Source organism: Lentzea kristufekii (assembly GCF_033949925.1).
GTDB lineage: Bacteria > Actinomycetota > Actinomycetes > Mycobacteriales > Pseudonocardiaceae > Lentzea > Lentzea kristufekii.
The window spans coordinates 311845-337265 of the sequence record NZ_JAXAVV010000001.1; the positions used below are offsets into that span (position 1 = coordinate 311845).

31 protein-coding genes are annotated in these 25421 nt (G+C 69.8%); 11 read left to right on the top strand and 20 right to left on the bottom strand.

Translation table 11 applies throughout. The annotated features are described in order from the left end of the window. From hisI to hisF, 3 genes are read right to left on the bottom strand one after another with little or no spacing between them, the layout of a single operon-like run. Positions 1 to 351 (bottom strand): phosphoribosyl-AMP cyclohydrolase, encoded by a 351-nt coding sequence (gene hisI, locus SK571_RS01510; RefSeq protein WP_266043674.1) that lies wholly within the window; start codon positions 349 to 351, stop codon positions 1 to 3. Then, positions 348 to 707 carry a hypothetical protein gene (locus SK571_RS01515; protein WP_319982202.1) on the bottom strand — a complete coding sequence of 120 codons (360 nt, stop codon included), beginning with the start codon at positions 705 to 707 and terminating at the stop codon, positions 348 to 350. The genes hisI and SK571_RS01515 overlap by 4 nt, the downstream gene beginning before the upstream one ends. Further along, a complete protein-coding gene (hisF, locus tag SK571_RS01520; RefSeq protein WP_319982203.1) occupies positions 704 to 1462 on the bottom strand; it encodes an imidazole glycerol phosphate synthase subunit HisF in 759 nt (252 codons plus the stop codon). The genes SK571_RS01515 and hisF overlap by 4 nt, the downstream gene beginning before the upstream one ends. A gap of 45 nt (positions 1463 to 1507) precedes the next feature. On the opposite strand from hisF, the gene SK571_RS01525 reads away from it, so the two are divergent. Both SK571_RS01525 and SK571_RS01530 read left to right on the top strand, forming a co-directional pair. Then, positions 1508 to 1888: a PPOX class F420-dependent oxidoreductase gene (locus SK571_RS01525; protein ID WP_319982204.1), complete on the top strand. Its 381-nt coding sequence runs from the start codon at positions 1508 to 1510 to the stop codon at positions 1886 to 1888. Between the two features lie 272 nt (positions 1889 to 2160). Then, complete coding sequence (locus tag SK571_RS01530) at positions 2161 to 2862, top strand: Clp protease N-terminal domain-containing protein (protein WP_319982205.1); 702 nt, start codon at positions 2161 to 2163, stop codon at positions 2860 to 2862. Here SK571_RS01530 and priA read toward each other — a convergent pair. From priA to SK571_RS01565, 7 genes are all read right to left on the bottom strand, one after another. Beyond that, the gene (gene priA / locus SK571_RS01535) at positions 2828 to 3559 is read right to left on the bottom strand and encodes a bifunctional 1-(5-phosphoribosyl)-5-((5-phosphoribosylamino)methylideneamino)imidazole-4-carboxamide isomerase/phosphoribosylanthranilate isomerase PriA (protein WP_266043669.1); all 732 of its coding nucleotides are present in this window, start codon (positions 3557 to 3559) and stop codon (positions 2828 to 2830) included. The genes SK571_RS01530 and priA overlap by 35 nt on opposite strands. Next, the gene (locus SK571_RS01540) at positions 3556 to 5100 is read right to left on the bottom strand and encodes a hypothetical protein (RefSeq protein ID WP_319982206.1); all 1545 of its coding nucleotides are present in this window, start codon (positions 5098 to 5100) and stop codon (positions 3556 to 3558) included. The genes priA and SK571_RS01540 overlap by 4 nt, the downstream gene beginning before the upstream one ends. After that, positions 5097 to 5732 (bottom strand): imidazole glycerol phosphate synthase subunit HisH, encoded by a 636-nt coding sequence (hisH, locus tag SK571_RS01545; RefSeq protein ID WP_266043668.1) that lies wholly within the window; start codon positions 5730 to 5732, stop codon positions 5097 to 5099. Before hisH ends, SK571_RS01540 begins: the two co-directional genes overlap by 4 nt. A gap of 10 nt (positions 5733 to 5742) precedes the next feature. After that, positions 5743 to 6555 (bottom strand): hypothetical protein, encoded by an 813-nt coding sequence (locus SK571_RS01550; protein ID WP_319982207.1) that lies wholly within the window; start codon positions 6553 to 6555, stop codon positions 5743 to 5745. An 8-nt stretch (positions 6556 to 6563) separates the two neighbouring features. Beyond that, entirely contained in the window at positions 6564 to 7337 is a 774-nt protein-coding gene (locus SK571_RS01555; protein ID WP_319982208.1) for a hypothetical protein, read from the bottom strand. 96 nt (positions 7338 to 7433) lie between these two features. Next, positions 7434 to 8327, bottom strand: a complete 894-nt coding sequence (locus SK571_RS01560; protein ID WP_319982209.1) for a transketolase family protein — start codon at positions 8325 to 8327, stop codon at positions 7434 to 7436. Positions 8328 to 8329: 2 nt separating this feature from the next. Continuing rightward, on the bottom strand, positions 8330 to 8989 hold the full coding sequence (locus SK571_RS01565) for a thiamine pyrophosphate-dependent enzyme (protein ID WP_319982210.1): 660 nt from the start codon (positions 8987 to 8989) through the stop codon (positions 8330 to 8332). A 74-nt stretch (positions 8990 to 9063) separates the two neighbouring features. On the opposite strand from SK571_RS01565, the gene soxR reads away from it, so the two are divergent. Further along, entirely contained in the window at positions 9064 to 9510 is a 447-nt protein-coding gene (gene soxR, locus SK571_RS01570) for a redox-sensitive transcriptional activator SoxR (RefSeq protein ID WP_256334968.1), read from the top strand. On the opposite strand, the gene SK571_RS01575 is transcribed toward soxR, so the two are convergent. Beyond that, positions 9454 to 10326 (bottom strand): alpha/beta fold hydrolase, encoded by an 873-nt coding sequence (locus tag SK571_RS01575; RefSeq protein ID WP_319982211.1) that lies wholly within the window; start codon positions 10324 to 10326, stop codon positions 9454 to 9456. The two genes, soxR and SK571_RS01575, sit on opposite strands and share 57 nt — an antisense overlap. Positions 10327 to 10380: 54 nt before the next feature. On the opposite strand from SK571_RS01575, the gene SK571_RS01580 reads away from it, so the two are divergent. Both SK571_RS01580 and SK571_RS01585 read left to right on the top strand, forming a co-directional pair. Next, a complete protein-coding gene (locus tag SK571_RS01580) occupies positions 10381 to 10905 on the top strand; it encodes an RNA 2'-phosphotransferase (RefSeq protein ID WP_319982212.1) in 525 nt (174 codons plus the stop codon). Then, the gene (locus tag SK571_RS01585; RefSeq protein ID WP_319982213.1) at positions 10902 to 11507 is read left to right on the top strand and encodes a class I SAM-dependent methyltransferase; all 606 of its coding nucleotides are present in this window, start codon (positions 10902 to 10904) and stop codon (positions 11505 to 11507) included. The genes SK571_RS01580 and SK571_RS01585 overlap by 4 nt, the downstream gene beginning before the upstream one ends. A 225-nt stretch (positions 11508 to 11732) precedes the next feature. On the opposite strand, the gene SK571_RS01590 is transcribed toward SK571_RS01585, so the two are convergent. Genes SK571_RS01590 through hisD form a run of 4 tightly spaced genes read right to left on the bottom strand, consistent with a single transcriptional unit; the run spans position 11733 to position 14903 of the window. Next, positions 11733 to 11888, bottom strand: a complete 156-nt coding sequence (locus SK571_RS01590; RefSeq protein WP_319982214.1) for a hypothetical protein — start codon at positions 11886 to 11888, stop codon at positions 11733 to 11735. Further along, positions 11888 to 12487 carry an imidazoleglycerol-phosphate dehydratase HisB gene (gene hisB / locus SK571_RS01595; RefSeq protein WP_266043659.1) on the bottom strand — a complete coding sequence of 200 codons (600 nt, stop codon included), beginning with the start codon at positions 12485 to 12487 and terminating at the stop codon, positions 11888 to 11890. The genes SK571_RS01590 and hisB overlap by 1 nt, the downstream gene beginning before the upstream one ends. Next, positions 12484 to 13590, bottom strand: coding sequence for a histidinol-phosphate transaminase (locus SK571_RS01600; protein ID WP_319982215.1), 1107 nt, complete (start codon positions 13588 to 13590; stop codon positions 12484 to 12486). Before SK571_RS01600 ends, hisB begins: the two co-directional genes overlap by 4 nt. Then, entirely contained in the window at positions 13587 to 14903 is a 1317-nt protein-coding gene (gene hisD, locus SK571_RS01605) for a histidinol dehydrogenase (protein WP_319982216.1), read from the bottom strand. The genes SK571_RS01600 and hisD overlap by 4 nt, the downstream gene beginning before the upstream one ends. A gap of 132 nt (positions 14904 to 15035) precedes the next feature. Between hisD and SK571_RS01610 the strand changes: the two genes are divergently transcribed. Then, on the top strand, positions 15036 to 16331 hold the full coding sequence (locus tag SK571_RS01610; RefSeq protein ID WP_319982217.1) for a M14 family metallopeptidase: 1296 nt from the start codon (positions 15036 to 15038) through the stop codon (positions 16329 to 16331). On the opposite strand, the gene SK571_RS01615 is transcribed toward SK571_RS01610, so the two are convergent. Continuing rightward, positions 16315 to 17436 (bottom strand): aminotransferase class V-fold PLP-dependent enzyme, encoded by a 1122-nt coding sequence (locus SK571_RS01615; RefSeq protein ID WP_319982218.1) that lies wholly within the window; start codon positions 17434 to 17436, stop codon positions 16315 to 16317. The two genes, SK571_RS01610 and SK571_RS01615, sit on opposite strands and share 17 nt — an antisense overlap. 26 nt (positions 17437 to 17462) lie before the next feature. Between SK571_RS01615 and SK571_RS01620 the strand changes: the two genes are divergently transcribed. Together SK571_RS01620 and SK571_RS01625 are read left to right on the top strand one after the other, a co-directional pair. After that, positions 17463 to 17951 (top strand): hypothetical protein, encoded by a 489-nt coding sequence (locus tag SK571_RS01620; RefSeq protein WP_319982219.1) that lies wholly within the window; start codon positions 17463 to 17465, stop codon positions 17949 to 17951. Between the two features lie 10 nt (positions 17952 to 17961). Further along, complete coding sequence (locus SK571_RS01625; protein WP_319982220.1) at positions 17962 to 18453, top strand: hypothetical protein; 492 nt, start codon at positions 17962 to 17964, stop codon at positions 18451 to 18453. On the opposite strand, the gene SK571_RS01630 is transcribed toward SK571_RS01625, so the two are convergent. Beyond that, a complete protein-coding gene (locus tag SK571_RS01630; RefSeq protein ID WP_319982221.1) occupies positions 18446 to 19945 on the bottom strand; it encodes an ABC transporter substrate-binding protein in 1500 nt (499 codons plus the stop codon). The genes SK571_RS01625 and SK571_RS01630 overlap by 8 nt on opposite strands. 23 nt (positions 19946 to 19968) lie before the next feature. On the opposite strand from SK571_RS01630, the gene SK571_RS01635 reads away from it, so the two are divergent. Both SK571_RS01635 and SK571_RS01640 read left to right on the top strand, forming a co-directional pair. Continuing rightward, positions 19969 to 20748 carry a carbon-nitrogen hydrolase family protein gene (locus SK571_RS01635; RefSeq protein ID WP_319982222.1) on the top strand — a complete coding sequence of 260 codons (780 nt, stop codon included), beginning with the start codon at positions 19969 to 19971 and terminating at the stop codon, positions 20746 to 20748. A 23-nt stretch (positions 20749 to 20771) separates the two neighbouring features. Next, positions 20772 to 21203 (top strand): antibiotic biosynthesis monooxygenase, encoded by a 432-nt coding sequence (locus tag SK571_RS01640; protein ID WP_319982223.1) that lies wholly within the window; start codon positions 20772 to 20774, stop codon positions 21201 to 21203. Here the strand turns inward: SK571_RS01640 and nadC are convergent. From nadC to nadA, 3 genes are read right to left on the bottom strand one after another with little or no spacing between them, the layout of a single operon-like run. Then, the gene (nadC, locus tag SK571_RS01645) at positions 21174 to 22022 is read right to left on the bottom strand and encodes a carboxylating nicotinate-nucleotide diphosphorylase (protein ID WP_319982224.1); all 849 of its coding nucleotides are present in this window, start codon (positions 22020 to 22022) and stop codon (positions 21174 to 21176) included. The genes SK571_RS01640 and nadC overlap by 30 nt on opposite strands. Continuing rightward, positions 22019 to 23632, bottom strand: a complete 1614-nt coding sequence (locus tag SK571_RS01650; RefSeq protein WP_319982225.1) for an L-aspartate oxidase — start codon at positions 23630 to 23632, stop codon at positions 22019 to 22021. The genes nadC and SK571_RS01650 overlap by 4 nt, the downstream gene beginning before the upstream one ends. After that, entirely contained in the window at positions 23632 to 24651 is a 1020-nt protein-coding gene (nadA, locus tag SK571_RS01655; RefSeq protein ID WP_319982226.1) for a quinolinate synthase NadA, read from the bottom strand. Before nadA ends, SK571_RS01650 begins: the two co-directional genes overlap by 1 nt. Positions 24652 to 24724: 73 nt before the next feature. Here nadA and SK571_RS01660 point away from each other — a divergent pair, with 73 nt between their 5' ends. Continuing rightward, on the top strand, positions 24725 to 25420 hold the full coding sequence (locus SK571_RS01660) for an NUDIX hydrolase (RefSeq protein WP_406601920.1): 696 nt from the start codon (positions 24725 to 24727) through the stop codon (positions 25418 to 25420). Position 25421 lies beyond the last annotated feature (1 nt).

The window sequence follows — 25421 nt, forward strand, 5'->3', positions numbered from 1 at the left end:
TCACGCGTCGGCGAGCAGCACCGTGGCGTCGAAGCACGTGCGGTCGCCCGTGTGGCAGGCGGCGCCGACCTGGTCGACGGTCAGCAGCAGCGTGTCGCCGTCGCAGTCGAGCCTGACCTCGTGCACGTACTGGGTGTGACCGGAGGTCTCGCCCTTCACCCACAGCTGCTGGCGGCTGCGCGAGTAGTACGTCGCGCGGCGGGTGGTGAGGGTGCGGTGCAGTGCCTCGTCGTCCATCCACGCCACCATGAGCACCTCACCGGTGCCGCGCTGCTGGGCGACCGCGCACACCAGGCCGTCCGGGGTGCGCTTGAGCCGTTGGGACACGGCGGGATCGAGCGGGCTGCTCAACGGGGACCTCCCAGGTGTTCACGAGCCGGTCCGGTGTTGAGCAGGACCACTCCGTAGATGTGCACAGCGGACAGCACTCCGGACGCGACGCGGGCCCACGCCGGTCCCTCGGCCAGCACGATGACGAGGTGCAGCAGGGCGACGAGGATGAACACGATCATCGCCGGGTAGTGCATGAACCGGAGCCTCAGGAGCAGCGCCGCCGCGACGGGCAGTTCGAGGATCGCGATGAACGACGGGAGCTTCAGCACGTCCGCGTCGCCGGTCGAGCGCCACAGGACCAGGCCGATCACGAAGAACACCAGTGCGCCACCGAAAGCGACCGCCGAGGCGACCCGCACCTCGACGGGTTTCATCGCACCACGACGCCCGCCTGGCGCAGGCCGTCCTTGACCTCGCTGATGCGGAGCTGGCCGAAGTGGAAGACGCTCGCGGCGAGCACGGCGTCGGCGCCCGCGGCGACGGCCGGCGGGAAGTGCTCGATCGCACCCGCGCCACCGCTCGCGATCAGCGGGACGTCGACCTCGCGGCGCACCAGTTCGAGGAGCTCCAGGTCGAACCCGGCCTTGGTGCCGTCGGCGTCCATCGAGTTCAGCAGGATCTCGCCGACGCCCAGCTCCTGGCCCTTCGCGGCCCAGGCGATCGCGTCGATGCCGGTGCCGTTGCGGCCGCCGTGCGTGGTGACCTCGAAGCCGGTGCCGCCGGGCACTCGCCGCGCGTCGACCGACAGCACGATGCACTGCGCGCCGTACCGCTCCGAGCACTCCTTGAGCAGCTCCGGGCGCGCGATGGCGGCGGTGTTGAGGCTGACCTTGTCCGCGCCCGCGCGCAGCAGCTTGTTGACGTCCTCGGGGCTGCGCACGCCGCCACCGACCGTGAGGGGGATGAACACCTGCTCGGCCGTGCGGCGGACCACGTCGAACGTCGTCTCCCGGTCGCCGCTGCTGGCCGTCACGTCGAGGAACGTCAGCTCGTCCGCGCCCTCGGCGTCGTACGCCCTCGCGAGCTCGACGGGATCGCCCGCGTCGACGAGGTTCGTGAAGTTGACGCCCTTCACCACCCGGCCCCGGTCGACGTCGAGACAGGGGATGACACGGACCGCGACTGACATGCGGGAAAGCCTACAAGGCAGCCATGAGGACTACGCTGCGGCGCCATGATCACCGAGTTGGGCGAGGGCAAGTACCTGCTGCTGACGACGTTCCGCAAGGACGGCACCCCGGTGCCCACTCCGGTCTGGGTCGTGACGGGCGAGAGCGACGACGTCGTCTACGCCTGGAGCGCGCGGGACACCGGCAAGGTCAAGCGGATCCGCCGCAGCGGTGATGTGGAGATCGGGCCGTGCGACGTCCGCGGCAACCCGAAGGGCGAGTCGGTCAAGGCGCACGCGACGTTGCTGGACGACGACGCGAGTGACGTCGTGCGGTCGCGGATCACGAAGAAGTACGGGCTGTTCGGGTGGGTCACGGTGTTCGGCAGCAAGCTGCGGCGCGGGCGGACCGGGTCGGTGGGCATCCGGATCACGGCGGCGAGCTGACGGTCGACACCCGGCGCCCAACACCGGCCGATCCACGTTGACTCAACATTGATCGCCGCCGGATCAACATCGACCAAGCTCGAAATCAATGCACAGTTGACGTCGTCCACATCGATGACAACGTTGTCTTTTGTGCATGTTGACGGGACGGATCAACGTCGTTTCCGCACGTCAATCTTGACTCGACATGGACGGAACCCGTCAAGATTGAGCCCAGGTTGGGCGTCAACCCGAGGTTGACCCGCGACTCGGCGTCAACCTAGAGTTGACGCATGATCCAGTTGACCGACCTCATCGTCACGGTCGCTCAAGAGGCCGACGACGCTCTCGTGCGCCTGGCCAAGGCCGTCGAGATGAGTGGTCAGCTCAGCGAACTCGGCGACCACCTGATCGGCCACTTCGTCGACGAGGCGCGGCGGGGCGGGGCGAGCTGGGCCGAGATCGGCGAGAGCCTGGGCGTCACGAAGCAGGCCGCGCAGAAGCGGTTCGTGCCCAGGGAGTCGCCGGAGCTCAGCAAGCCGAGCACGGAGCGCTACACCCAGCGATCGAGAAGGGTCATCGCGCTGGCGAGGCACCACGCGCGGTTCAGCGAGCGGATCGGCACCGAACACCTGCTGCTCGGGCTGCTCGACGAGTCGGCCGGGCTCGCGGCCAAGACCATCGCGAAGCTGGAGTCGGGCGACGGCAGCACGCGCATCGCGACCCTCAACCGGCTCGACTCAGAGGCCAAGCAGCGGCCGGAGAAGCAGCCGTACACGACGCACTGCAAGAAGGCGCTGGAACTGGCCGTGCGCGAGGCGCTCCGGATGGGTCACATGTTCATCGGCACCGAGCACATCCTGCTCGGCGTGCTGCTGGAGGCCGAGGGGACCGCGGCCGACGTGCTGCACACCACAGGTGTGACGCACGCGGCCGCGGCCGCTCACGTGGAAGCCGTGGTCAACGGACCGCAGCGAGTGCTTCCGGGAGCGTGAAGGCGCCGGCGTACAGGGCCTTGCCGATGATCGAGCCCTCCACGCCGTCGCGCGACAGCTTCGAGAGCGCGACCAGGTCGTCCACAGTGGACACGCCGCCGGACGCGATCACCGGGGCGTCGGTGCGGGCGCAGACCTCGCTCAGCAGCTCCAGGTTCGGGCCCGTCAGCGTGCCGTCCTTCGACACGTCGGTGACCACGTAACGCGTGCAGCCGTCGCGGTCGAGCCGGTCGAGGACCTCCCAGAGGTCGCCACCGTCCGACGTCCAGCCGCGGCCCTTGACCCGGTGGCCCTGCTCGGTGATGCGGACGTCGAGGCCCACCGCGATCTTCTCGCCGTACGCCGCCAGCGCCTTCGCGCACCACGCCGGGTCCTCCAGCGCGGCCGTGCCCAGGTTCACGCGGGCGCAGCCGGTGGCCAGGGCTGCCTCCAGCGACGCGTCGTCGCGGATGCCGCCGGACAGCTCCACCTTCACGTCCAGCTCACCGACGACGCGGGCGATCAGCTCGCGGTTGGAGCCGCGGCCGAACGCCGCGTCGAGGTCGACGAGATGGATCCACTCCGCCCCGTCGCGCTGCCACTGCAGGGCCGCGTCGAGCGGCTCGCCGTAGTTCGTCTCGGTACCGGCTTCGCCCTGCACGAGCCGGACGGCACGACCGTCGGCCACGTCAACAGCGGGGAGGAGTGTGAACGTCACCCGAGCAGCCTAGCGTCCCCCAGCACGAGGGCGGCCACGCGCTCCTGGGCTTCGGTGGCCCGCGGGAACTTCGACGGGACCGGCGTGCCCGGGCCCGTCGCGGCAGGTCCGACGCCCGTCCACGGCCCGAAGACCATGACCCCGGCGAACGCGGGGTGTTGCCGCGCCAGCGCCATGTACAGGTACTGGGTGCTTTCGAGGTCCGCGTCGGTCTTGTCCGCGCACCACGACTGCGGCGCGGCCTCGGGCAGCAGGAACAGCTCCTTGCCCGGCGCGCGCTCCGCCAGCTTGGTCATGCGGGCGTCCAGCGCCTCGTACCCGGAGCAGTACTCGTCGAAGCCGACCCAGTCGACGGCGGCGGGCACGGTGAAGGTGTCGTCGACCCGGACGCCCGCCTCGATCAGCATGACCTTCTTGTCCGGGAACGTGTTCTTGATCCGCTGAGCCGAGAACTCGACGTCGGCGGAGCTCGCGCCGTGGTGGAACGGTTCGTCCTGCAGCACGAACCCGGCCACGCGGTCGAGGTGCGGCCGCACCTTCGAGGCGAGGACCTGCCAGCGCTCGGCGGCGTTCGGGTGCAGCGGGCACCCGGCCGCGTCGCAGTCGAAGAACTCGTTGCCCGTGTGGACGACGCATCCCGCGGGAGCGCAGTCCCGCAGCACCTCGGGACGGTAGGCGTCGACGTCGCTGATCTGCACCCAGTTCAGGTTGCTGCGGCCGCGCACCTCGGCCAGGTGGTTGCCACCGGCGGCGTTCAGCCGCGCGCCGAAGTAGCCGTAGTAGCGCAGCCGGGACCCGGGCAGCTTGCGCAGGTCGTCGGAGTTCATCCGCTCCACGCGCAGGTCGTCGACGAGGCTGACGGTCCTGTCGTTGTCGGAGTAGCGGCCGAGGTAGATCCACAGCCGGTCGGTCGGCACCGCCGTGCTCAGGTCGATAGTCCTGCGCGTGCCGTTGACCGAGAGGTCGAGTTTGGATCCAACGGGCGTCAGCGTCACGTCGAACGAGCCGTCGTCCTTGGCCGGGGCGAACGACGGCAGGTCCGCGACGGACTTGCCGGCCTGGAAGACCTGCACGCCTCCGTTGGCGCGCAACAGGAAGCCGAGGTCGATGTCCTGATTGGACACATAACCCCGGCTGTTCGCCGAACGTCCCAGCGCGATCGAGGACCAGTCGCCGGACGTGCGGTCGCCCGCCACCGGCGTCAGCGTCGCCGAGATCCAGGAGCCGGTGGACGGCGCGTCGAGCCGCACGGCCGTCGTGCCGAGGTGCATCGACAGCTTGCCGCGGTGGTTCGGGTGGTTGACCTGCGCGTACCACGGACGTGGCACGTCACCGGTGTTCCACCTGCCGGACACCCGGCTGTACGTGACGGCGCCGGTTCCCTGGCGCTGCTTGAGGTTGTCGTTCAGGCCGTAGGTGGGATCCGCGGCCACGGCGCCGTCGAAGTCGTCGTGGAACGGTGCCGGTGCGGCTTGGGCGCCCCCAGGCACGGCGACGGCGGCGGCCACGAGCGCGGCCACCGTCAGCAGTCGTGTGATCACGACAAGGTAGTCAACCAGTTCCGCAGCAGGTGCGCTCCGGCGTCACCGGACTTCTCCGGGTGGAACTGGGTCGCCCACAGCGGGCCGTTCTCGACCGCCGCGACGAACTCGTCGCCCGCGTGGTCCGCCCACGTCACCAGCGGCGGCTTGAGGTGCTCGGCCGGCTCCAGCTCCCAGCGGCGCACGCCGTAGGAGTGCACGAAGTAGAACCGCGTGTCCTTGTCGAGGCCCGCGAAGAGCTTCGAACCCTCGGGCGCGCGCACGGTGTTCCAGCCCATGTGCGGCACGATCGGCGCTTCCAGCCGCTCGACGGTGCCGGGCCACTCGCCGCAGCCCTCGGTCAGCACGCCGTGCTCGATCCCGCGCTCGAAGAGGATCTGCATGCCCACGCAGATGCCGAGCACCGGACGGCCTCCGGCGAGGCGCTCGCCGATGAGCCGGGCGCCCCGAACAGAGTTGAGGCCCTCCATGCACGCCGCGTAAGCACCGACGCCGGGCACGACCAGACCGTCCGCCTCACGGGCGGCTCGGGGGTCCGACGTCACCTCGACATGGGCGCCGACCCGCTGGAGCGCGCGCTCGGCGGAGCGCAGGTTGCCGGATCCATAGTCAAGTACGACGACACGTGCCACGCCCACCAGGTTAGTCGGTCGGGATCGCACCCTGCGTGACCGGTATGACCGGCAACACGGTGTTGATCGGTTTCGTGCGCACGAGCCGGCGCCTGAGCACGACCAGCAGCCCGGCGAGCACCGCGAGGAGCAGCACGACGACGAGGTAGTACACGACCGCCGGGATGTCGAACATCACCGTCACCGCCGCCGACAACACGATCAGCGGGAAGATCAGCCAGAGCGGCCACAACTGCGCGCGCGGCGGTTCGAGCGTCCGCAGCACGCCGTCCGCCCTGCCCTGCTCGGTGAGTTCGGCGACCTGCGCGACCTCGTGCAGCCCCGCCTCGCGGAAGAAGTCCGGGATGGCCGCACGGCCGTTCCTGAAGTCGCGGATGCGTTCGAGCGTGCCCTTGCGGCTGGCCGCCGGGTACAGCGCGGTGAGCTTGTCGATGGCGTCGAGCTGCCACTTCTCCTTCTCGCGCAGGTCGACCATGCCCGCGGTGGCCCGGTCGAACGACTGGCCGACCGGCCCCGACTGCTTGGCCTGCGCCGACAGCCGCAGCACCGCCTCGCGCGATCCCCACATCGAGGCGCGGCCGAGCGACGTGGTGAACATGTAGAGCAACGCGGCCTCGTCGTTCCACACGGCCAGGGCGGCGCCGCGCCCCAGCTTGCGCACCCTGTTCGTCATGTACGCGGCCTCGCTGAGCTTGGTGCCGGGCGGAGGCAGCAGCACCGTGCCGGACTGCACCGGGACCAGCGCCGCGGGGCCCGCGTTGCCGCTGTGCATGGACTTCTGCAGCTCGGCGGCGTTCAACGGGGTCCAGATCAGCATTCTCACGTTCAACATCATTCCTGGTCCGCCTCGCGCGCCCATGCGGACATGCCAAGAACGTCGCGAACCGGGAACGCGTCGACGCGCCGGCTACGGCTCCACGCCACCACGTTGATCCACGTCTGCATCACCAGTGCCGCCGCCATCAGGAGGTACAGCGGAGCCGTGATCAGAACCGGGACTCCCACCACCGTCAGGAGAAAGGAGACGAAAGCGGTCAGCAGGACCGTGCTGCCGAGTGGCAGGAGCGGGTTGACCCACGGCTGGTCGGACATCCCCTGACGTTCACCGGCCAGCCCTTCCCACCACTTCTTCTCGTGGTGCGGCACGGCTTCGTCGACCTCACCGCCGTCGATCCTGACCAACGCGGCGGCGTCCAGGAAGAATCCAGCTGCCTCCAATGCGGTTCGCAACGCGCTCACGCCGTCGAGCACGCCGCGTTCCCGTACAGCCTCAACGGCCTCGTTGAGCCAGCTGAGCCCTTCCGGCAGTCGCTTCGGCGGCTCCGGCTCGAAGTAGTCGTCCGGTCCGAACCGCCAGCCGCGGATCACCCCGTCGAAGTAGACGAGCCACGCCGTCGTCTCCGTCCACACCAGACCGATCCGTCGGCCCTTCACCACGCGCAGGCCGTCGATCAGCGACTCGGACGTGTACGGGTGGGGGCCGAGCACGAACGTGCCGTGCGCAACGGGCACCAGCAACCGCGGGCGGGTCGGGCGCCGGACCAGCTCCGCTCGCGTCGTCTCCAGATCTGAGGTGGTCCAGATGACCACTCGTGGGGTGTGCACGATCAGGATCTTGCCTGACCGTGCACACCGCCTCACCTCTAAACGGCGCGAGAAGGCGCGCCGGTCCAGTCATCCCCCATGACTGCGAACATTTCTTCACCCCCTGAAGAAACTCCGCACAGCACTCCCCAGCCCCACCACGTCGAGATCATGTGCCGCGTCATGATCTTCAGCCGTGCCGTAGTTGCGGAGCTCTGCGTGTCGTTTGACACCTGCTGAACGCACGCGGTGCGGGATTTGTTGCAGTGTCTCGGACACAAGATGAGACGAGGTTCCCTCCAAGTAGGGCTCCACCACCATCACGTCGGCGTGGTCGGTGTTCTGCACGGCCGTGCGCAGTCCGTCCGCGTCGAACGGCCGTACCGTGGCCGCGTACAGGACCGTGACGTCGGCGTTCTCGGAGTCGACGGCCTTGAGCACGCGGTCGAGCATCGGTCCGACGGCGAGCACGACGCCGCGTTTTCCGTGGCGGACCGTCGTGAATCCTTCGCCCACCGGATGCGCCTGGGTGTTCTCGTGCAGCGAAAGCCTCATGTAGACGCGGTTGTCGTCCTTCAGCGCCTGCTGGAGCAAAGGCGTGACCTCGTCCGGATGTCCGGGTACGTGCACAGTCCAGCCGGGAAGCGTGTCGAACAACGCGACGTCACCCGGTGACTGGTGCGTGCGGCCCCACACCGGGTCGTCATAGGACGCTCCGATGCTCACGAACACCGCGCCGACGTCCTGATGTCCGATGTCGAGCTTGATCTGCTCGTACGGCCGTTCGACCAGGAACGGCGCGTAGCTGTGCACGACCGGCCGCAGGCCCGCCAACGCGAGGCCGCTCGCGACGCCCACCATGGTCTGCTCGCGGATCCCCACGTCCACGACGCGTTCGTTCTCCTGCGGGAACTCGTTGCTGGAGATCACCGCGGTCACCACGGTGATCCGCGGGTCGGCGGCGATCTCGTCGTTGACGGTCTCGACGAATGCCTGGCGCATGGTGGTCATCATCAGCTCTTCTCGATCTTGGCGACCACCGCGTAAGGGCGGTCGTGCGGCGCGGTCAGTGCGGTGAAGACGGCCTCGTGGTCGCGGCCGTCGATCTCGGCCGTCTGCCACCCCTCGACGGCGAACCGCCGCGCGATGCCACCGGGCCAGCCGTGCATCGCGGACTGGTTGTCGATCACGATCGTGGTGAGGTTCGCGACGTTCAGCCGCGCCGCCACCGCGATCGCCTCGTGGTTGCTGCCCTCGTCCAGCTCACCGTCCCCGACCAGCACGAACGTGCGGCCGCGACTGCCGGCGATCCGCTGCCCGATCGCCGTGCCCACCGCGATCGGCAGCCCGTGGCCGAGCGAGCCGCTGCTGATCTCCGCGCCCCGCACGAGCACCCGGTCGGGGTGCTGGCCGAGCGGGCTGTCCCACGACGTCCAGTCGTCCAAAATGGACTCGTCGATGAACCCCTTCTCCGCGAGCACGGCGTAGTACGCCATCGGCCCGTGCCCCTTGGACAGCAGGAACCGGTCGCGGTCGGGGTCGTCGGCCGTCGCGGGGGTGACGTTGAGGACCTTGTCGTAGAGGACCCAGAGCACGTCGATCGTGGAAGCCGCAGCCCACTCGTGCTTCTCGTCCCCGGTCATCCTCGCGAAGAGCTCTGGTATCCGTTGCATGGCAACCACTGTTCAACCTCGACCAAACTGGAGGTCAAGCGGGTTACCATGATCTGGTGAGCAAGTTGCCGGAAATGCTGACCATCGGCCAGGTCGCCGAGCGCAGCGGCGTCCCCCACACGGCCCTGCGCTTCTACGAGGACAGGGGTCTGATCACCTCGGTCCGCACCGCGGGCAACCAGCGCCGCTACCTGCGCTCGGTGCTGCGCCGGCTGGCGTTCATCCGCACCGCGCAACGCGTGGGCCTCACCCTGGAGGACGTCCGCGACGCCCTCGCCCAACTCCCGGACAACCGCACGCCGACGAAGTCCGACTGGGAACGCCTCTCGCGCTCGTGGAAGTCGGAACTCGACGCCCGCATCGACGCCCTGTACCGCCTGCGCGACCGCCTCACCGGCTGCATCGGCTGCGGCTGCCTGTCACTGCGCAGCTGCGCCCTGCAGAACATCGACGACGAGCAGGCCTCACACGGGCCGGGCGCGCCCAAGCTCAAGCCCGCCGTCGAGGGCGGCACCGTCTAGGAACTCCCGCACCGCGCGCAGGTAGCCGTCGGGATCGTCGACGTGCAGCATGTGGCCCGCGTCCTCCAGCACCACGGCTCGCGCTCGCGGAATCAGGTCGAGCGTGGGCTGGACCAGGCTGACGGGGAACGTCATGTCGTAGCGGCCGTGCAGCAGGAGCACCGGGATGTCTAGTGCGGCGATGCGCTGGGCCGCATCGGGAAGCCTCGGGGTGACCAGGATTCCCGCCTGGAGTTGGCGCAGCCACTCGGTGCCGAACCGGACTTCCTCCAGCCGCCGCAGGTAGCCCGGCATCGCCTCGGCACGCCAGATGTTGGCGGGTGCCGCGGCGAACGCCTCGGCCCGCACGTCCTCCGGCGACAGGCCGACGCGCTGCCACGGTTCGTCCTGGCGCGCCATGATCTCGTCGCGCTCGGCCCATCCCTCGAAGGCGTCCGGCGGCACCGGCAACACGCTGCTGCCCGACACGATCAGGCTGCGCACCCGCTCCGGACGGGTGATGGCGAACCGCTGCGCGACCATGCCGCCGTACGAATGCCCGAGCACGTCCGCGCGCTCGACGTCGAACGCGTCGAGCACGCGCACCAGGTCGCCCATCACGCCGTCCGGGTGGTACTCGGGCACGCGTCCCGAACGGCCGCAGCCGCGCAGGTCGGGCAGCAGGAGCTGGCAGTCGAGCTGTGCGAGCGGATCGCGCAGGTAGCTGTGGTCCCAGTCGGGGCCGCCGTGGACCACGAGCAACGCCCGGTCCTCCGGCCACTCCTGCCAGGCCACGAAGATCTCGGTCTCACCAGGAACCCGCCGCTCACGCCACACCCGGCCCATGAAACCGCAAAACCGGTGGACGCGCTGTGGTTTCCTGTTGAGGAAATGGAAGACGAAAGAATGATCCGCCTCTCGAAGCGGATGTCCAAGGCGCTCCGGCACAAGCCCGAGCGCGTCGGCCTCACCCTCGACCCCGCGGGCTGGGTGCCGGTGGCCGACCTCCTGAACGCGCTCGGCATCTCCGAGGCCGACCTGCGCGAGGTCGTCGACCGCAACGACAAGAAGCGCTTCACGATCGACGGCGACCGCATCCGCGCGAACCAGGGGCACAGCGTCGAGGTCGAACTCGGGCTGCCGACCGCGGTACCGCCGGACCAGCTGTTCCACGGCACCGTCGCGCAGTACCTCGACGACATCATGCGTGACGGTTTGCGTCCCATGTCACGGCACGACGTGCACCTCTCGCCCGACCGCGAGACCGCACGGCGCGTCGGGGCTCGGCGTGGACGGCCGCTGATCCTGACCGTCGACGCCGGGGCGATGCACGCGGACGGGCACGAGTTCCGGCTCAGCGCGAACGGGGTGTGGCTCGCGCAGCACGTGCCGGCGCGCTACCTGAGCACCGCGTGAAGCGGACGGTCGAGTACGGCTGCGACGCCATCGCGCAGCGGTATCTCGACTGGTCCTCGCGGATCGCCGACGACCCGCGGCTGCACTACCTCGCCGAGCTCGACGGGCGGTTGCCCGATGGGGCGGAAGTGCTCGAACTCGGTTGCGGCGCGGGTGTTCCGTGCAGCCGGAAGCTCGCTGAACGGCATGGTCTGCTCGGCGTCGACCTGTCTCGTGAGCAGATCGAACTGGCCCGGGCGAACGTGCCGCGGGCGCGCTTCGAGAAGGCCGACATGACGGCGCTCGACTTCCCGGAAGGCACGTTCGACGGCATCGTCGCGTTCTACTCGATCCTGCACGTGCCGCGCGCCGAACAGCCGGCACTCTTCGCCGAGGTCGCACACTGGCTGAAGCCCGGCGGCCTGTTCCTGGCCTCGCTCGGCATCGGCACGCCGGACATCACCGAGCAGTGGCTCGGCGTGGAGATGTTCTTCGCCAGCAACACTCCCGCCGAGAACCGCGCCCTCGTCGCACAACACCTGGAGATCGTCGTCGACGACCTGGTGACCATGCACGAGCCGGACCCGGCGACGTTCCAGTGGGTCCTCGCCCGCAAGGGCTAGGTGTGTCCGAGTTTCGATCATGAAGATCGCGCTCTCGTGGCTGTCACCTGCACGGTTGGCGGTACTTGAGGTGATCAGCAAGCGATTGCGCCGGCAGTTTTCTACCGCCAACTCGGCGGCGAATGTGCGTGAGAGCGCGACCACCCGGGGCTTTCGGTAACGAGCGACCACACCGCCCAGCCCTCTGCCCTGCTCAACGGAGCACAACTTAGCCGCGACGCTCTACTAGAGCAGCCAGAGAACGGCGCCGCCGACCGCCACCGCGGTCAGCACCAGCAGGATGATCGCCAGGACCTTGGCGGTCTTCCAGGTGGTGTAGACGCCACCGGCCAGGAAGCCCGCGAGGGCCAGCAGGCCGATGACGACGACTTCCTTCGGCATCAGAGGACGCCCTTGGTCGACGGGACGCCGCCGACGCGCGGGTCGGGCTCGGTCGCCACCCGCAGGGCGCGGGCGATGGCCTTGTACTCGGCCTCCGCGATGTGGTGCGGGTCGCGGCCGTATTCGACGCGCACGTGCAGTGCGATCTGGGCGTGGAAGGCCAGCGACTCGAAGACGTGCCGGTTCAGCACGAACGGGTAGTTGCCGCCGATCACGAAGCTGTTGAACTGCTCCGGCTCGCCCTTGTGCACGGTGTACGGGCGGCCCGAGACGTCGACCGCGGCGTGCGCGAGGGTCTCGTCCATCGGGATCCAGCAGTCGCCGAAGCGGCGGATGCCCTTCTTGTCGCCCAGCGCTTCTCGCAGCGCCTGGCCCAGGACGATCGCGATGTCCTCGACCGAGTGGTGGGCATCGATGTGGGTGTCGCCCGTGGCGCGGACGATCAGGTCGAAGCTGCCGTGCACACCGAACGCGGTGAGCATGTGGTCGTAGAACGGCACGCCCGTGTTGATCTCCACCTGGCCGGTGCCGTCCAGGTCGATCTCCACGTAGACCGACGACTCCCTGGTGGTGCGCTCCACCTTGCCGACACGACTCACCGGCTGACCTCCTTGCTGGCCGCGAGGAAAGCGTCGTTCTCCTCGGGCGTTCCGATGGTCACCCGCAGGTGACCCGCGATTCCGACGTCCCTGATGAGCACGCCGTGGTCCAAATAGGACTTCCAGACCTCACGTGCGTTCTCGAACCAGCCGAACAGCACGAAGTTCGCGTCCGAGGGCACCACCTGGAAGCCCATCGCCGCCAGCTCGGCCGAGACGCGGTCGCGTTCCGCGGCCAGCAGGGCCACCGAGCCCAGCGTCTCCGGAGCGTGGCGCAACGACGCCCGCGCGGCTGCCTGCGTCAACGACGACAGGTGGTACGGCAGGCGCACCAGCTGCAGGGCGTCGACCACGGCCGGTGCGGCCGCCAGGTAGCCCAGACGGCCACCGGCGAACGCGAAGGCCTTCGACATCGTGCGCGAGACGATCAGGCGCGAGCCGAACTCGTCCAGCAGCTTGATCGCGCTCTCCTGCGGGGAGAACTCCGCGTACGCCTCGTCCACCACGATCATCCCCGTCGAGGACGCGATCAGCAGGCGGAGGTCGGACAGCGGGATCGACTGGCCGGTCGGGTTGTTCGGCGACGTCACGAAGACGATGTCGGGCCGTGTCTCGGCGATGAGCGCGGCGGCCTTCTCCACGTCGAGCGAGAAGTCGGAACGGCGCGGGGTCGGCGACCACTCGGTGCGGGTGCCGGCCGCGATGATCGGGTGCATCGAGTACGACGGCTCGAAGCCCAGCGCGACGCGGCCCGGACCGCCGAACGCCTGCAGGATCTGCTGGAGGATCTCGTTGGAACCGTTGGCGGCCCAGAGGTTCTCCGACGTCAGCGGGATCGAGGTCGAGTCCGACAGGTACGCCGCCAGGTCCTCGCGCAACGCCACCGCGTCGCGGTCCGGGTAGCGGTGCAGCTCACCGGCGATCTCCGCGACCGCGGCGACGACGTCGGCCGCGAGGGCGTCGGTCGGCGCGTACGGGTTCTCGTTGGTGTTCAGGCGGTACGGGACGTCGAGCTGCGGCGCGCCGTAGGGCGTGCGGCCGCGCAGGTCCTCGCGCAGGGGCAGGTCGGTCAGCTCCACCCTCGCGCCGATCACCGGCTTCATCGGGTGAACCTCGCTGTGACGGCCTGCCCGTGCGCGGGCAGGTCTTCCGCGTTGGCCAGCGCGACGACCTTGCCGGCGACCTCCCGCAGTGCTTCCTCGGAGTAGTCGATCACGTGGATGCCGCGCAGGAACGTCTGCACGGACAGCCCGGACGAGTGCCGCGCGCAGCCACCGGTCGGCAGCACGTGGTTGGAGCCCGCGCAGTAGTCGCCCAGCGACACCGGCGAGTGCGCGCCGACGAAGATCGCGCCGGCGGCCGTGATGCGCTGCGCCACCTCGCGCGAGTCGCGCGTCTGGATCTCCAGGTGCTCGGCGGCGTAGGCGTTGACGACCCGCACGCCTTCGTCCACAGAGGACACCAGGACGGTGCCGGACTGCTTGCCGGCCAGTGCCGTGCGGATCCGCTCGACGTGCTTGGTGGCACCGATCTGGCGGTCCAGCTCGGCGTCCACCGCGTCCGCCAGCTCGGCGGAGTCCGTCACCAGCACCGACGCCGCGAGCGGGTCGTGCTCGGCCTGGCTGATCAGGTCCGCGGCGACGTGCACGGGGTCGGCGGACGAGTCGGCGAGGATCGCGATCTCCGTCGGTCCCGCCTCGGAGTCGATGCCGATCAGGCCGCGCAGCAACCGCTTGGCCGCCGTCACGTAGATGTTGCCGGGGCCGGTGACGACGTCGACCGGGGCCAGTTCGGCTCCGTCGGTGTCCACGCCGCCGTGCGCCAGCAGCGCCACGGCCTGGGCGCCGCCCACGGCCCACACCTCGTCGACGCCGAGCAGCGCGGCGGCGGCCAGGATGGCCGGGTGCGGCAGGCCACCGAACTCGGCCTGCGGCGGGGAGCACACCACCAGGGACGCCACGCCGGCGATCTGCGCGGGCACGACGTTCATCACGACCGTGGACGGGTAGACCGCGAGGCCGCCGGGTGCGTACAGGCCGACGCGCTCGACCGGCACCCACTTCTCCGTCACGGTGCCGCCGGGCACGACCTGGGTGGTCGTGTCCGTGCGGCGCTGGTCGGCGTGCACCCGGCGGGTGCGGTCGATGACCTCTTCCAACGCCTCGCGCACGGCCGGGTCCAGGGAGGACAAAGCAGACGAGATCTCAGCGGCGGGCACGCGGACGGAACCGGGACGAACCCCGTCGAACTTCTCCGTGTACTCCAGCGCCGCTTCGACGCCGCGCTCGGCGATCGCGTCCACCATGGGCCGCACGTGATGCAGAACCGCGTCCACGTCCACTTCGGCGCGCGGCACGATGGCGCGCAACTGAGCGGGGGTCGTGGTGCGACCTCGCAGGTCGATGCGGTTCAGCATGACCTACAGCCTAGTTCCTGCAGAAATCTGTCAACGGTCAGCCCGCTATCGGCGCTACTCAGCCTGTGACGGCCCGGCCACGCTCGGTCGAGCACCACTCCGTCGCAAACCCCTGCTGATGATGGAGGAACGATGTTCAGCAAGAGCCGCGGCAAGATCGCCGCAGTGCTCGCCATCTGCCTGCCCGTGCTGGTCGCGGGCATGGCGACACCCAGCACGGCCGATTCCGGCCGCTATCTGCTGGAGGTCACGGCGAACACGTCCGCCGAACGCACCCAGGTCGCCCAGATCGGCGTCGACGTGCTCGGCGCGACGAAGCTCACCACGATTTCGGTCGTGGCGGACAAGTCCCAGTACCGCGCCCTGCAGGCGACGGGACTTCCGATCAAGTACCTGGGCGACTTCGAGCAGCAGCTCAAGAGCCTGGGGAAGGTCGACTTCTCCGACCCGGTGCCCGGCCAGGTCGGCACGCAGGACTTCCCGTCCGGCTACGCCGGCTACCACAACTTCGCGGAGACGACCGCGGAGCTGCAGCAGACGGTCCGCGACCACCCAGGCCTCGCAAGCCTGCGCAGCATCGGCAAGAGCTACCAGAACCGGGACATCTGGGCGCTCAAGGTCAGTGACAACGTGGCCTCGGACGAGAACGAGCCGGAGGTGCTGCTCGTCTGCGGCCAGCACGCCCGCGAGCACCTGACCGTCGAGCAGTGCCTGCAGATCATCAAGCGCTACACCGACAACTACGCCAACTCGGCGATCAAGAACCTCGTCGACAGCCGCGAGGTCTGGATCGTCCCGATGATGAACCCGGACGGTGCCGAGTACGACATCGCCACCGGCTCGTTCCGCGGCTGGCGCAAGAACCGCCAGGGCAACGGCACCGACCTCAACCGCAACTGGGGCTACAAGTGGGGCTGCTGCGGCGGTTCCAGCGGCAGCAGCACGTCGGACACCTACCGCGGCACGTCGGCGTTCTCCGCACCGGAGACCGCCCGCATCCGCGACTTCGTGAACTCCCGCGTGGTCGGTGGCACCCAGCAGATCAAGACGTTCATCGACTTCCACTCGTTCTCGGAGCTCGTGCTCTGGCCGTACGGCTACACCCGCGCCGACACCGACACCGGTCTCAACGCGGACGAGGCACGCGCGTTCCAGACGCTCGGCCGGCAGATGGCCGCCACCAACGGTTACACGCCGGAGCAGGCGAGCGACCTGTACATCACCGACGGCAGCAGCGACGACTGGATGTGGGGCCAGCACAAGATCTGGGCCTACACCTTCGAGATGTACCCGAGCAGCGGCGGCCTCGACGGCTTCTACCCGCGCGACACGGTCATCGCGGCGCAGACGTCGCGCAACGACCGCGCCGTCGACCTGTTCATGAGCTACTCGGACTGCGTGAAGCGGGTCATCAACCAGACCTGCTGATCCTCTCCAGCGCCTGATCGATCTCCTCCGGCGTGACGAAGTAGTGCGGGGAGGCCCGCACTACTTCGTCCAGGCCCCGCCGGGTCATGTCGATCAGCGTCGAGCCCTTCTGGGAGACCGTGACGGCGACGTTCTCCTGCCACAGCCGATCTTTGAGCTCCATCGCCGGCACCCGGTCGCTCGTGAACGTGACGATGCCGGACCGCCGTTCGCCGAGGTCCTGAACGGTGATGCCGGGGATGTTCGCCAAGCCTTCACGCAAACGCTTGGCACGGTCCTGGACCTCGGCCTCGATCACGTCCAGGCCCTTGGCCAGCGCGTACTTCACGGCGGCGATGAGGCCCAGCCGGTCCGCGACGCTGTACTCCCACAGCTCGAACACCCGCGCGTCGTCGCGCGGCTGGTAGCGGTCGGGCGCGACCCACTCGGCGGCGCTGTGGTCCATCAGCCGCGGCTTCAGCCTGCGGCGCACCTCGTCCCGCACCACCAGCGCGCCCGTGCCCCGTGGCCCGCGCAGCCACTTGCGGCCGGTGCACACGAGCATGTCGTAGTCGAGGCCGCGCAGGTCGATCTGGCCGGTCGACTGGCAGGCGTCGAGCAGCACGAGCGCGCCGACCTCGTGCGCCTTCGCCGTGACCTCGCTGACCGGGTTGACCAGGCCGCCGTTCGTGGGCACGTGCACGAGCGAGATCAGCTTGACCCGTTCGTCCAGGTCAAGGGCGCCGACGTCCAGTCGCCCGTGCGAGTCGGACGGCATGACCTCGATCGTCGCGCCGGTCTCCTCGGCCCGGCGCAGCATCGGCACCGCGTTGCCGCCGTACTCGACCTCGGTGACGAGGACGCGGTCGCCCCTCCCCAGCGGGACGGCGTCGAAGGCCGTGAGCCACGACCGGGTCGCGCTGTCGGTGAACGCGACCTCGGACGGCTCACAGCCGAAGAACCCGGCCAGCACGCCGTACCCCGCCTCGACGTCGTCCCGCCGTTCCGCGGCGGCCCGGTAGCCGCCGATCTCGGTCTCCCGGCGGAGGTGCCCGATCACCTCGTCCACCACCTCGGCGGGCGGGATCGAGGAACCGGCGCTGTCCAGGAAGATCAGGTCGCTCACCCGCACAACTGTGCCACCATCGGGTCATGGGGGCTCGGACTTTCGGTTACAGCGCACAGGTGAAGCCGTTCCTGTGGGTGTTCATCGTGGTGACACCGCTGGAGATCCTGCTCGTGGAACTGATCGTGCCGTGGTTCTGGCTGCGGGCCGTGCTGCTCGTGTTCGGTGTGCTGGGCGCGTTGTTGCTGGGGTGGCAGATCTGGATGCTCTCCAAGTTCGAGCACTCGGTGGACGACGAGTACCTGTGGCTGCGGTACGCGCGTGAGTTCGAGTACCGGATTCCGTTGGCGGCCATCGAGAACGTGACGCAGGGCACGACGAGCCGGACGCTGCACAGGACCCGGTCCGTTGTGGACGGAACGCTCGTGCTCGAGATCTCCGGCTCCACCAACGTCTCCCTGCGGCTGAGCGAACCGCAGGAGATCGACCTGGGCCGGCGTGGCGCGCACGAGGTGACGAAGGTCGAGTTCTGGACCGACGACCCCGGCGGCATGGTTCGCGCGCTGCGAAAATAGGCTCACCCGCATGGTGGAGATCCCCTACGGCAAGCGCATGAAGCCGCGGTACGTGCGGTTCCTGATCATCACGGTGGTCGGGGTGGCGCTGGTCGCGTTCGCCCTGGACATCCCGTGGCTGCTCATCACGCTGATCGTCCTGGGCGTGCTGAACACGGTCGTCTGCGTGGGTGCTCTCTACGTGCTGACCAAGCAGCCGCACACCGTCTCCGACGATGAGCTGCGGCTGCGCCAGCTGGGGTTCTTCGACTGGCGCATCCCGACCGCGGACCTCGGTTCCGCCCAGATCGCCGAGCGCACCCACAAGGGGCAGCGCAGCGTCGAGGTGATCGGCGACGCGCTCGTCATCCAGTCGCTGACCAGGACGAACGTGTCCGTGCCGTTCCACGAGCCGCAGCTCGTGGACCTCGGCAAGACGGGCGTGCGGCCGGTCGAGCGCGTGGAGTTCTGGGCGGACGACCCGGAACACGCCGTCCGCGAGATCAACGCCCGGACTACTTAGGTTCCCACTTCTCCAGGTTCCACCACGGGCCCCAGGCCAGCGCGCCGTAGGAGTTCGGGTCGACCACCGGCTGGTAGCCGTTCCACGAGTCGCGCATCACGTACGCGTGCTCGGGGAAGACCAGCACCGCCATCGACGGTGCCGCGACGAACGCCTGCTGGAAGAGCTTGTACGCCACCGCGCGCTGCGCCGGGTCGATCAGCCTGCGGCCGTTCTCGAGCGCGGCGTCGGCGGCGGGACTGCCCTGGCCGCGCAGGTCGTAGAGCATCAGGTCGGGGTCGAACGGCGAGCCCTCGCCGTACAGCAGCGCGTCCTGGGCCATCCGCGGGCGGATCGCCTCCCAGGACAGGCCGGCGAGCTGCACGTCGACGCCCACGGCCTTGGCGTCGGCCGCGAAGGCCGTGGCCAGGTCCGCGCGCAGGTCGTCGCCCAGCGGGTACATCAGCGTGAAGCGGGCCGCGACGCCCTCGCGGACCCGGATGCCGTCCGCACCGGGCACCCAGCCGCCGACGTCGAGCAGCCGCGTCGCCTCGGTCTTGTCGAAACGGAACTTCGCGGTGGGGTCGAACTCCTCGGCCAGCGCGTCCGGCACCGGGGTGTACGCGATGGTGCCCTTGCCGTCGAGCAGGCTGTCGATCATGCCCTGGCGGTTCGCGGCGAAGTTCAGCGCGAGCCGGACGGAGGCGTTGCCGGTGACCGGGTTGGCCGCGGGCAGCCGCACGGCGCGGTAGTCGGCGCTGCGGTGGTAGTTCACCTGCAGGCCCGACCTGGCGGCGAACTGCGTGGCGATCTTGGGCGGCAGCACCGTGCCGTCGAACTCGCCCTCCTGCATGCGGCCGGCGCGCTGGTTGTCGTCGGCGACGAAGACGATCGTCACCTTCTTGACCTTCGGCGCGCCGTCGAAGTAGCCCTCGTTGGACTCCAGCAGCAGCCGGTCGCCCTTCTTCCACTCGACGACCTTGTACGGGCCGGTGCCGACGGGCTGACCGTCCGGGTTCGCCTGCTCGCTGGGCAGGACGCCGAGCACGAGCAGGTGCGGGAACGCCGCCTGCGTCTGCGTGAGGGTGAAGCGGACCGTCGACGGGTCGACCTGCTCGACGCTCTTGAGCGTGCTGAACCTGTCCTTGATCGGGTTCTGCAGCGCCGCGGTGTAGGTGGCGACCACGTCCTCGGCGCCGAACGTGCTGCCGTCGGTGAACTTCACGTCGCCGCGCAGCTTGACCGTCCAGCTCAGGCCGTCCGCCGCCGGCTGCGGCAGATCGGCCGCGAGCTGCGGGGTCAGGGACCCGTCCTGGCGGTGCTCGACGAGCCCGTCGTAGATCTTCGACACACCCTGCGCGCCGTAGCCGAGCAGCGGGTTCAGCGTCGTCGGCTCGTCGCGGTCGGCCAGCACGATCGACGTGCCGTTGGACCCACCGTCGGGGCGGGGCGGGGCGGTCTCGGTGCAGCCCGCGACGGCCAGCAACACGACTAGGAGCAGTGGGGAACGCACGTTCGGACCCTACAGTGATCCCCATGCGCGTCGCCGTGAGTCAGATCAGCTCGACCACCGATCCCCGCTCCAACCTGGAGCTCGTCCGCGACGCGGTGCGCAGGGCCGAGGGCGCACGGGTCGTTCTGCTGCCCGAGGCGACGATGTGCCGCTTCGGCGTGCCTCTCGGGCCGGTCGCGGAGCCGCTGGACGGGCCGTGGGCTTCAGCGGTCCACGAGATCGCGGTCCAGCACGACGTCGTGGTGGTGGCGGGCATGTTCACGCCGTCCGGTGACCGGGTGACGAACACGCTTCTCGTCACCGGGCCGGAGATCCACGTCGGCTACGACAAGATCCACCTGTTCGACGCGTTCGGGTTCCAGGAGTCGCGGACGGTCGCGCCGGGCTCCGACGTGGTGACGTTCGAGGTCGACGGCGTCACGCTGGGCGTCGCCACCTGCTACGACATCCGCTTTCCCGAGCTCTTCCGCGCTCTCGCCGACAAGGGTGCGTCCGCCGTGCTGGTCGGCGCCTCGTGGGGTGCCGGGCCGGGGAAGAAGGAGCAGTGGGAGCTGCTGGTGCGGGCGCGTGCGCTGGACTGCACGTCGTTCGTCGTGGCCTGTGGGCAGGCTTATCCAGGAGATCTGGGGTCGTCGGCACCCACCGGGATCGGGTACTCGACCGTCGCCGATCCGTTCGGGAACATCGTCGTGCAGCTGTCGGACCAGCCCTCGGACACGATCGTGGACCTGGACGTCGACGCGGTGGCGCGGGCTCGCGAAGTGCTGCCGGTGCTGGCGAACCGGCGCTTGACCTCCAGTTAGGTCGAGACCACAGGATCGGGGACATGACACTTCCCGAGCTGCCCGCTTTTGTCCGCAACCGCAAGGAACTCGACGGCTTCAAGCTCTACCGCACCGGGGGAACGGCGTCCGGGAGCAGGCCCGTGGGGTGCGTCGTCCTGGTGACGGTCGACACCGACGACGAGGCCACCGCACGGGCGTGGGTCGACTCGGTGTTCGTGGCGCTCGCCAGCGAGCCGAACCCGCACCCCGGCGGCATCTCCGCCGCCTTCCACATCCGGGAGGACGGCAGGCAAGTGATCAACTACGCGGAGTGGGCCAGCGCGCAGGACCACATCGACGCACTGTCCGACGGCAACGGGGTCGGCTCGAAGACCGCCGACTGGCGCCGGGTGCAGAACTTCCCCGGCGCCCGCGGGGTCGGGGTCGAGCGGTACCAGCCGCCGCTAGCGCAGGTCCAGGCCCAGGTCGAGTGACGGGCTGGAGTGCGTGAGGCCGCCGACCGCGAGGTAGTCCACCCCGGTCTCGGCGTACCGGCGGGCCACGTCGAGCGTGAGCCCGCCGGACGCCTCCAGCTTCACACCGTCCGGACGCCGCCGCACCGCCTGAGCGCACTGCTCGGGCGTGAAGTTGTCCAGCAGCACCAGTTCCGCGCCTTCGGCCAGCGCCTCGTCGAGCTGGTCGAGGCTGTCGACCTCGACCTCCATCAGCAGGTCGGGCGCGTGCGCACGCGCCGCGCGGATCGCGGCGCCGACCGAACCGGCCGCGGCGACGTGGTTGTCCTTGATGAGGATCGCGTCACCGAGGCCCATGCGGTGGTTCACGCCGCCGCCGGCCCGCACCGCGTACTTCTGCAGCAAACGCAGGCCGGGCAACGTCTTGCGCGAGTCGCGGACGGCCGCGCCGGTGCCCTCGATCGCGCTCACCCAGCGGGCGGTCTGCGTGGCGATGCCCGACAGGTGGCAGATCAGGTTCAGCGCGGTGCGTTCGACGGTGAGCAGGCCGCGGGTCGGGCCGGTCAGCACCAGCGCCGGCTCGCCGGGGACGGCCTTGTCGCCGTCGGAGGCCTCGGAGACCACCTCGATCTCGGGCAGGTAGCGCTGGAAAGCCGTGCGGGCGACGGAAACGCCGCACAGCACGCCCGCCGCGCGAGGGGTGATCTCGGCGGTGGCGACGGCCTTCTCGGGCACGGTCGCCAGCGTCGTGGCGTCGAGGCCGTAGCGGAGGTCCTCTTCCAGCGCGAGCTGGATGACCCGGTTCGCGTCGTCCCAGTCGATGCTGCCGTCGATGGTCATGCGACACCCTCTGCGAGAACAGGATCGGCCAGCACGGGCTGACCGGTCGGGGTGAGCCGGACGAGCTGGCTGCGCCGCCAGGCCTCGGAACGCTCGGTGAAGTCCGTGCGCACGTGGCAGCCGCGTGACTCGGTGCGTTGCTGCGCCGCCGCGATCAGGGCGCGGGCGGCCGTGGTCAGCGCCGCGTCCTCGACCAGTTCGCGCGACTCCAGCTGCTTGTCCACAGTGGACACGTCGAGCACCGAGCCGACGACGGCCAGGCCCTCGGCGTCGCGGCCGATCGCGGCGTAGCGGGACATCACGCGCTGCAACAGGTCCCGGTCCGCGACCGGCGCCGTGGGCAGCGAGGGCTCGACCGACCGCGCGGGCGCGATCAGGCCGATGGCGAGGTCGGCGGCGACGGTCTCGGCGGCACGGGTGCCGCAGACCAGGCCTTCGAGCAAGCTGTTGGAGGCCAGGCGGTTCGCGCCGTGCAGGCCCGTGCGGGCGACCTCGCCGACCGCGTAGAGACCCGTCACGCCGGTGCGGCCGTCGACGGTGGACACCACGCCACCACAGGCGAAGTGCGCCGCCGGGGCCACCGGGATCGGGTCCACGGCCGGGTCGATGCCGACCGAGACGCAGGCCGAGAACACGGTCGGGAAGCGGGTCGCCATGTCGTGCAGCGCCGTCGCGTCCAGGAAGACGTGGTCGTCGACGCCGCCGGGACCGGCCGCCATGTGCCGGGTGATCGCTGCCGCCACGACGTCGCGCGGCGCCAGGTCTTCGAGCGGGTGCACGCCCTTCATCACGCGGGCGCCGGTCGCGTCGACCAGCACGGCACCCTCGCCGCGCACGGCCTCCGTGACGAGCGGGCACCGGCCACGGGCGCCACGGCCCGTGTAGAGGACGGTCGGGTGGAACTGGATGAACTCGACGTCCGCGGCCAGCGCACCGGCCCTGAGCGCCAGCGCCAGCCCGTCCCCCGTCGCCACCGAGGGGTTCGAGGTCGCCTGGTACATCTGACCGAGGCCACCGGTCGCCAGCAGCACGGCGGGCGCGGTGAGCACACCGGGCACGCCGTTGCCGTCGAGCACGAGCAGTCCGGCCACGGCGCCGAGCGGCGTCTTCACCGCGTCGACCGCGACGTGGTTCTCCAGCAGGGGAACCCGTCCGTCCACAGTGGCCTTGAGCAGGGCGCGCTCGACCTCGGCGCCGGTCGCGTCGCCACCGGCGTGCACGACGCGGAACGCGCTGTGGCCGCCTTCGCGGGTGCGTTCGAGCAGGCCGTCCGGCTTCGCGTCGAACACGGCACCGCGCTCGCGCAGCCGGGCGACGGCCGCGGGGCCGTCGGTGATGATCGCCGCGACGGCCGCGTCGTCGCAGAGGCCCGCGCCCGCCGTCAGCGTGTCCTCGATGTGCCGCGCGACCGAGTCGCCGACGTCGTGCTGGTCTTCCATGACGACGGCGACGCCACCCTGTGCCCAGCGGGTGTTGCCGTCGTCCCCCGCGGCCTTCGTGACGACCAGGACGCGCAGTCCCAGCTCACGAGCCCGCAGCGCGGCGGTCAGACCCGCCACGCCGGTGCCGACCACGATCAGGTCGGCTCGCGCCTCCCAGCGCGCGGCCATCACTCACCGCCGCCGGGCTGGCCGATCTCGATCATCCGCTGCACGGCACCCTGGGCGCGCTGGGCGGTCGCCAGGTCGACGTGCACCTCGTCCAGGCCCTCACGCACGCAGCGCAGCAGCGCGGCCGGCGTGATCATCTTCATGTACGTGCAGGACGCGCGGTCGTTCACGGCGCGGAAGTCGATCTCCGGGGCGGCCTTGCGCAGCTGGTGCAGCATGCCGATCTCGGTCGCGACCAGCACCTTGGTCGCCTTCGTCGAGCGGGCCGCGGTGATCATGTCGCCGGTCGAGAGGATCTTGACCTTCTCCGCCGGGACGATGCCCTCGCCGCTCAGGTACAGCGCGCTCGTCGCGCAGCCGCACTCCGGGTGGATGAAGAGGTCCGCCTCCGGGTTCGCGGCGGCGCGCTCAGCCAGTTCGGGGCCGTTGATGCCCGCGTGGACGTGGCACTCGCCCGCCCAGATGTGCATGTTCTCGCGGCCGGTCTCGCGCTTGACGTGCGCGCCCAGGAACTGGTCCGGGCAGAACAGCACCTCGCGGTCCGCCTGGATGGACCTGACGACGTCGACGGCGTTCGAGGACGTGCAGCAGATGTCCGTCTCGGCCTTCACCTCGGCGGTCGTGTTCACGTACGACACGACGACCGCACCGGGGTGCTCCGCCTTCCACTCGCGCAGCTGCGCGCCCGTGATCGAGTCGGCGAGCGAGCAGCCCGCGCGCTCGTCCGGGATCAGCACGGTCTTCTGCGGAGCGAGGATCTTCGCGGTCTCGGCCATGAAGTGCACGCCGCAGAAGATGATGGTCTGCGCGTCGGACTGCGCGGCGATCCGGCTCAGCGCGAGGGAGTCGCCGGTGTGGTGGGCGATGTCCTGGATCTCGGGCAGCTGGTAGTTGTGCGCCAGGATGACGGCGTCGCGCTCCTTCGCGAGGCGCAGCACCTCGTCTCGCCACGCGGCGTTCGGCTCGACTCCGCCGTACACACCCGACGCGGTTCGCTCCACGGTTGCGGTAGCGACCATCACTGCCTCCTCGATCCGGGGTTTTCGCCTACTGGTCGAAAACGTGGCCGATAGTATCAGCCGGGTGGCAGGTGTGGGGCACGAAGTTCTGGCCGCTGTGTTGCGGGTGAGAGGTGCGTCACTCCAGGTCATGCTGTGGGAGCGCGCTCGGGAACCACACGCTCACCGCTGGTCGTTGCCGGGTGGGGAGCTGCGGGTGGACGAGGACGTCGAGTCCTCCATCCGCCGTCAGCTGGCGGAAAAAGTCGACGTGCGACAGTTGTCACACGTCGAACAGCTCGCCGTGTTCAGCGCGCCCGACCGCGTTCCCGGCCCCCGCGTCGTGGCGACGGCGTTCCTCGGACTGGTGCCCTCGGACGTCGATCCCGAGCGGCCGGCCGACACGGAGTGGCACTGCGTGGAGAAGCTGCCCGCGATGGCGTTCGACCACGCCTCGATCGTGCATCGAGCGCGGCACAGGCTCGGCTCGAAGCTGTCGTACACGAACGTCGGCTTCGCACTGGCGCCACCGGAGTTCACGATCTCCCTGCTGCGCGACCACTACTCCGCGGCCCTGGGCTACCGCGTGTCCGCGACGAACCTGCAACGCGTGCTGTCACGGCGGTTGTTGCTGGAGCCCACGGGCGGTACCGCTCCCCCCGGCCCGTCCGGTGGCCGCCCGGCGGCTTTGTTCCGGTTCAGCGCCAAGGGAATCAAGGTGACCGATCCGTTCGCCGTGCTCAGGCCTCCCGGATCCGGCCGTCCGGCGAGCGGGAGTGGCACCACGTAAC

Coding starts and splice junctions, on each gene's coding strand:
- SK571_RS01515 (WP_319982202.1), bottom strand. CDS start 707: ATGAAACCCGTCGAGGTGCGGGTCGCCTCGGCGGTCGCTTTCGGTGGC.
- hisF (WP_319982203.1), bottom strand. CDS start 1,462: ATGTCAGTCGCGGTCCGTGTCATCCCCTGTCTCGACGTCGACCGGGGC.
- SK571_RS01525 (WP_319982204.1), top strand. CDS start 1,508: ATGATCACCGAGTTGGGCGAGGGCAAGTACCTGCTGCTGACGACGTTC.
- SK571_RS01530 (WP_319982205.1), top strand. CDS start 2,161: ATGATCCAGTTGACCGACCTCATCGTCACGGTCGCTCAAGAGGCCGAC.
- SK571_RS01560 (WP_319982209.1), bottom strand. CDS start 8,327: ATGACCACCATGCGCCAGGCATTCGTCGAGACCGTCAACGACGAGATC.
- SK571_RS01565 (WP_319982210.1), bottom strand. CDS start 8,989: ATGCAACGGATACCAGAGCTCTTCGCGAGGATGACCGGGGACGAGAAG.
- soxR (WP_256334968.1), top strand. CDS start 9,064: ATGCTGACCATCGGCCAGGTCGCCGAGCGCAGCGGCGTCCCCCACACG.
- SK571_RS01580 (WP_319982212.1), top strand. CDS start 10,381: ATGGAAGACGAAAGAATGATCCGCCTCTCGAAGCGGATGTCCAAGGCG.
- SK571_RS01590 (WP_319982214.1), bottom strand. CDS start 11,888: ATGCCGAAGGAAGTCGTCGTCATCGGCCTGCTGGCCCTCGCGGGCTTC.
- SK571_RS01600 (WP_319982215.1), bottom strand. CDS start 13,590: ATGAAGCCGGTGATCGGCGCGAGGGTGGAGCTGACCGACCTGCCCCTG.
- hisD (WP_319982216.1), bottom strand. CDS start 14,903: ATGCTGAACCGCATCGACCTGCGAGGTCGCACCACGACCCCCGCTCAG.
- SK571_RS01610 (WP_319982217.1), top strand. CDS start 15,036: ATGTTCAGCAAGAGCCGCGGCAAGATCGCCGCAGTGCTCGCCATCTGC.
- SK571_RS01620 (WP_319982219.1), top strand. CDS start 17,463: ATGGGGGCTCGGACTTTCGGTTACAGCGCACAGGTGAAGCCGTTCCTG.
- SK571_RS01625 (WP_319982220.1), top strand. CDS start 17,962: ATGGTGGAGATCCCCTACGGCAAGCGCATGAAGCCGCGGTACGTGCGG.
- SK571_RS01635 (WP_319982222.1), top strand. CDS start 19,969: ATGCGCGTCGCCGTGAGTCAGATCAGCTCGACCACCGATCCCCGCTCC.
- SK571_RS01640 (WP_319982223.1), top strand. CDS start 20,772: ATGACACTTCCCGAGCTGCCCGCTTTTGTCCGCAACCGCAAGGAACTC.
- nadC (WP_319982224.1), bottom strand. CDS start 22,022: ATGACCATCGACGGCAGCATCGACTGGGACGACGCGAACCGGGTCATC.
- SK571_RS01650 (WP_319982225.1), bottom strand. CDS start 23,632: ATGGCCGCGCGCTGGGAGGCGCGAGCCGACCTGATCGTGGTCGGCACC.
- nadA (WP_319982226.1), bottom strand. CDS start 24,651: ATGGTCGCTACCGCAACCGTGGAGCGAACCGCGTCGGGTGTGTACGGC.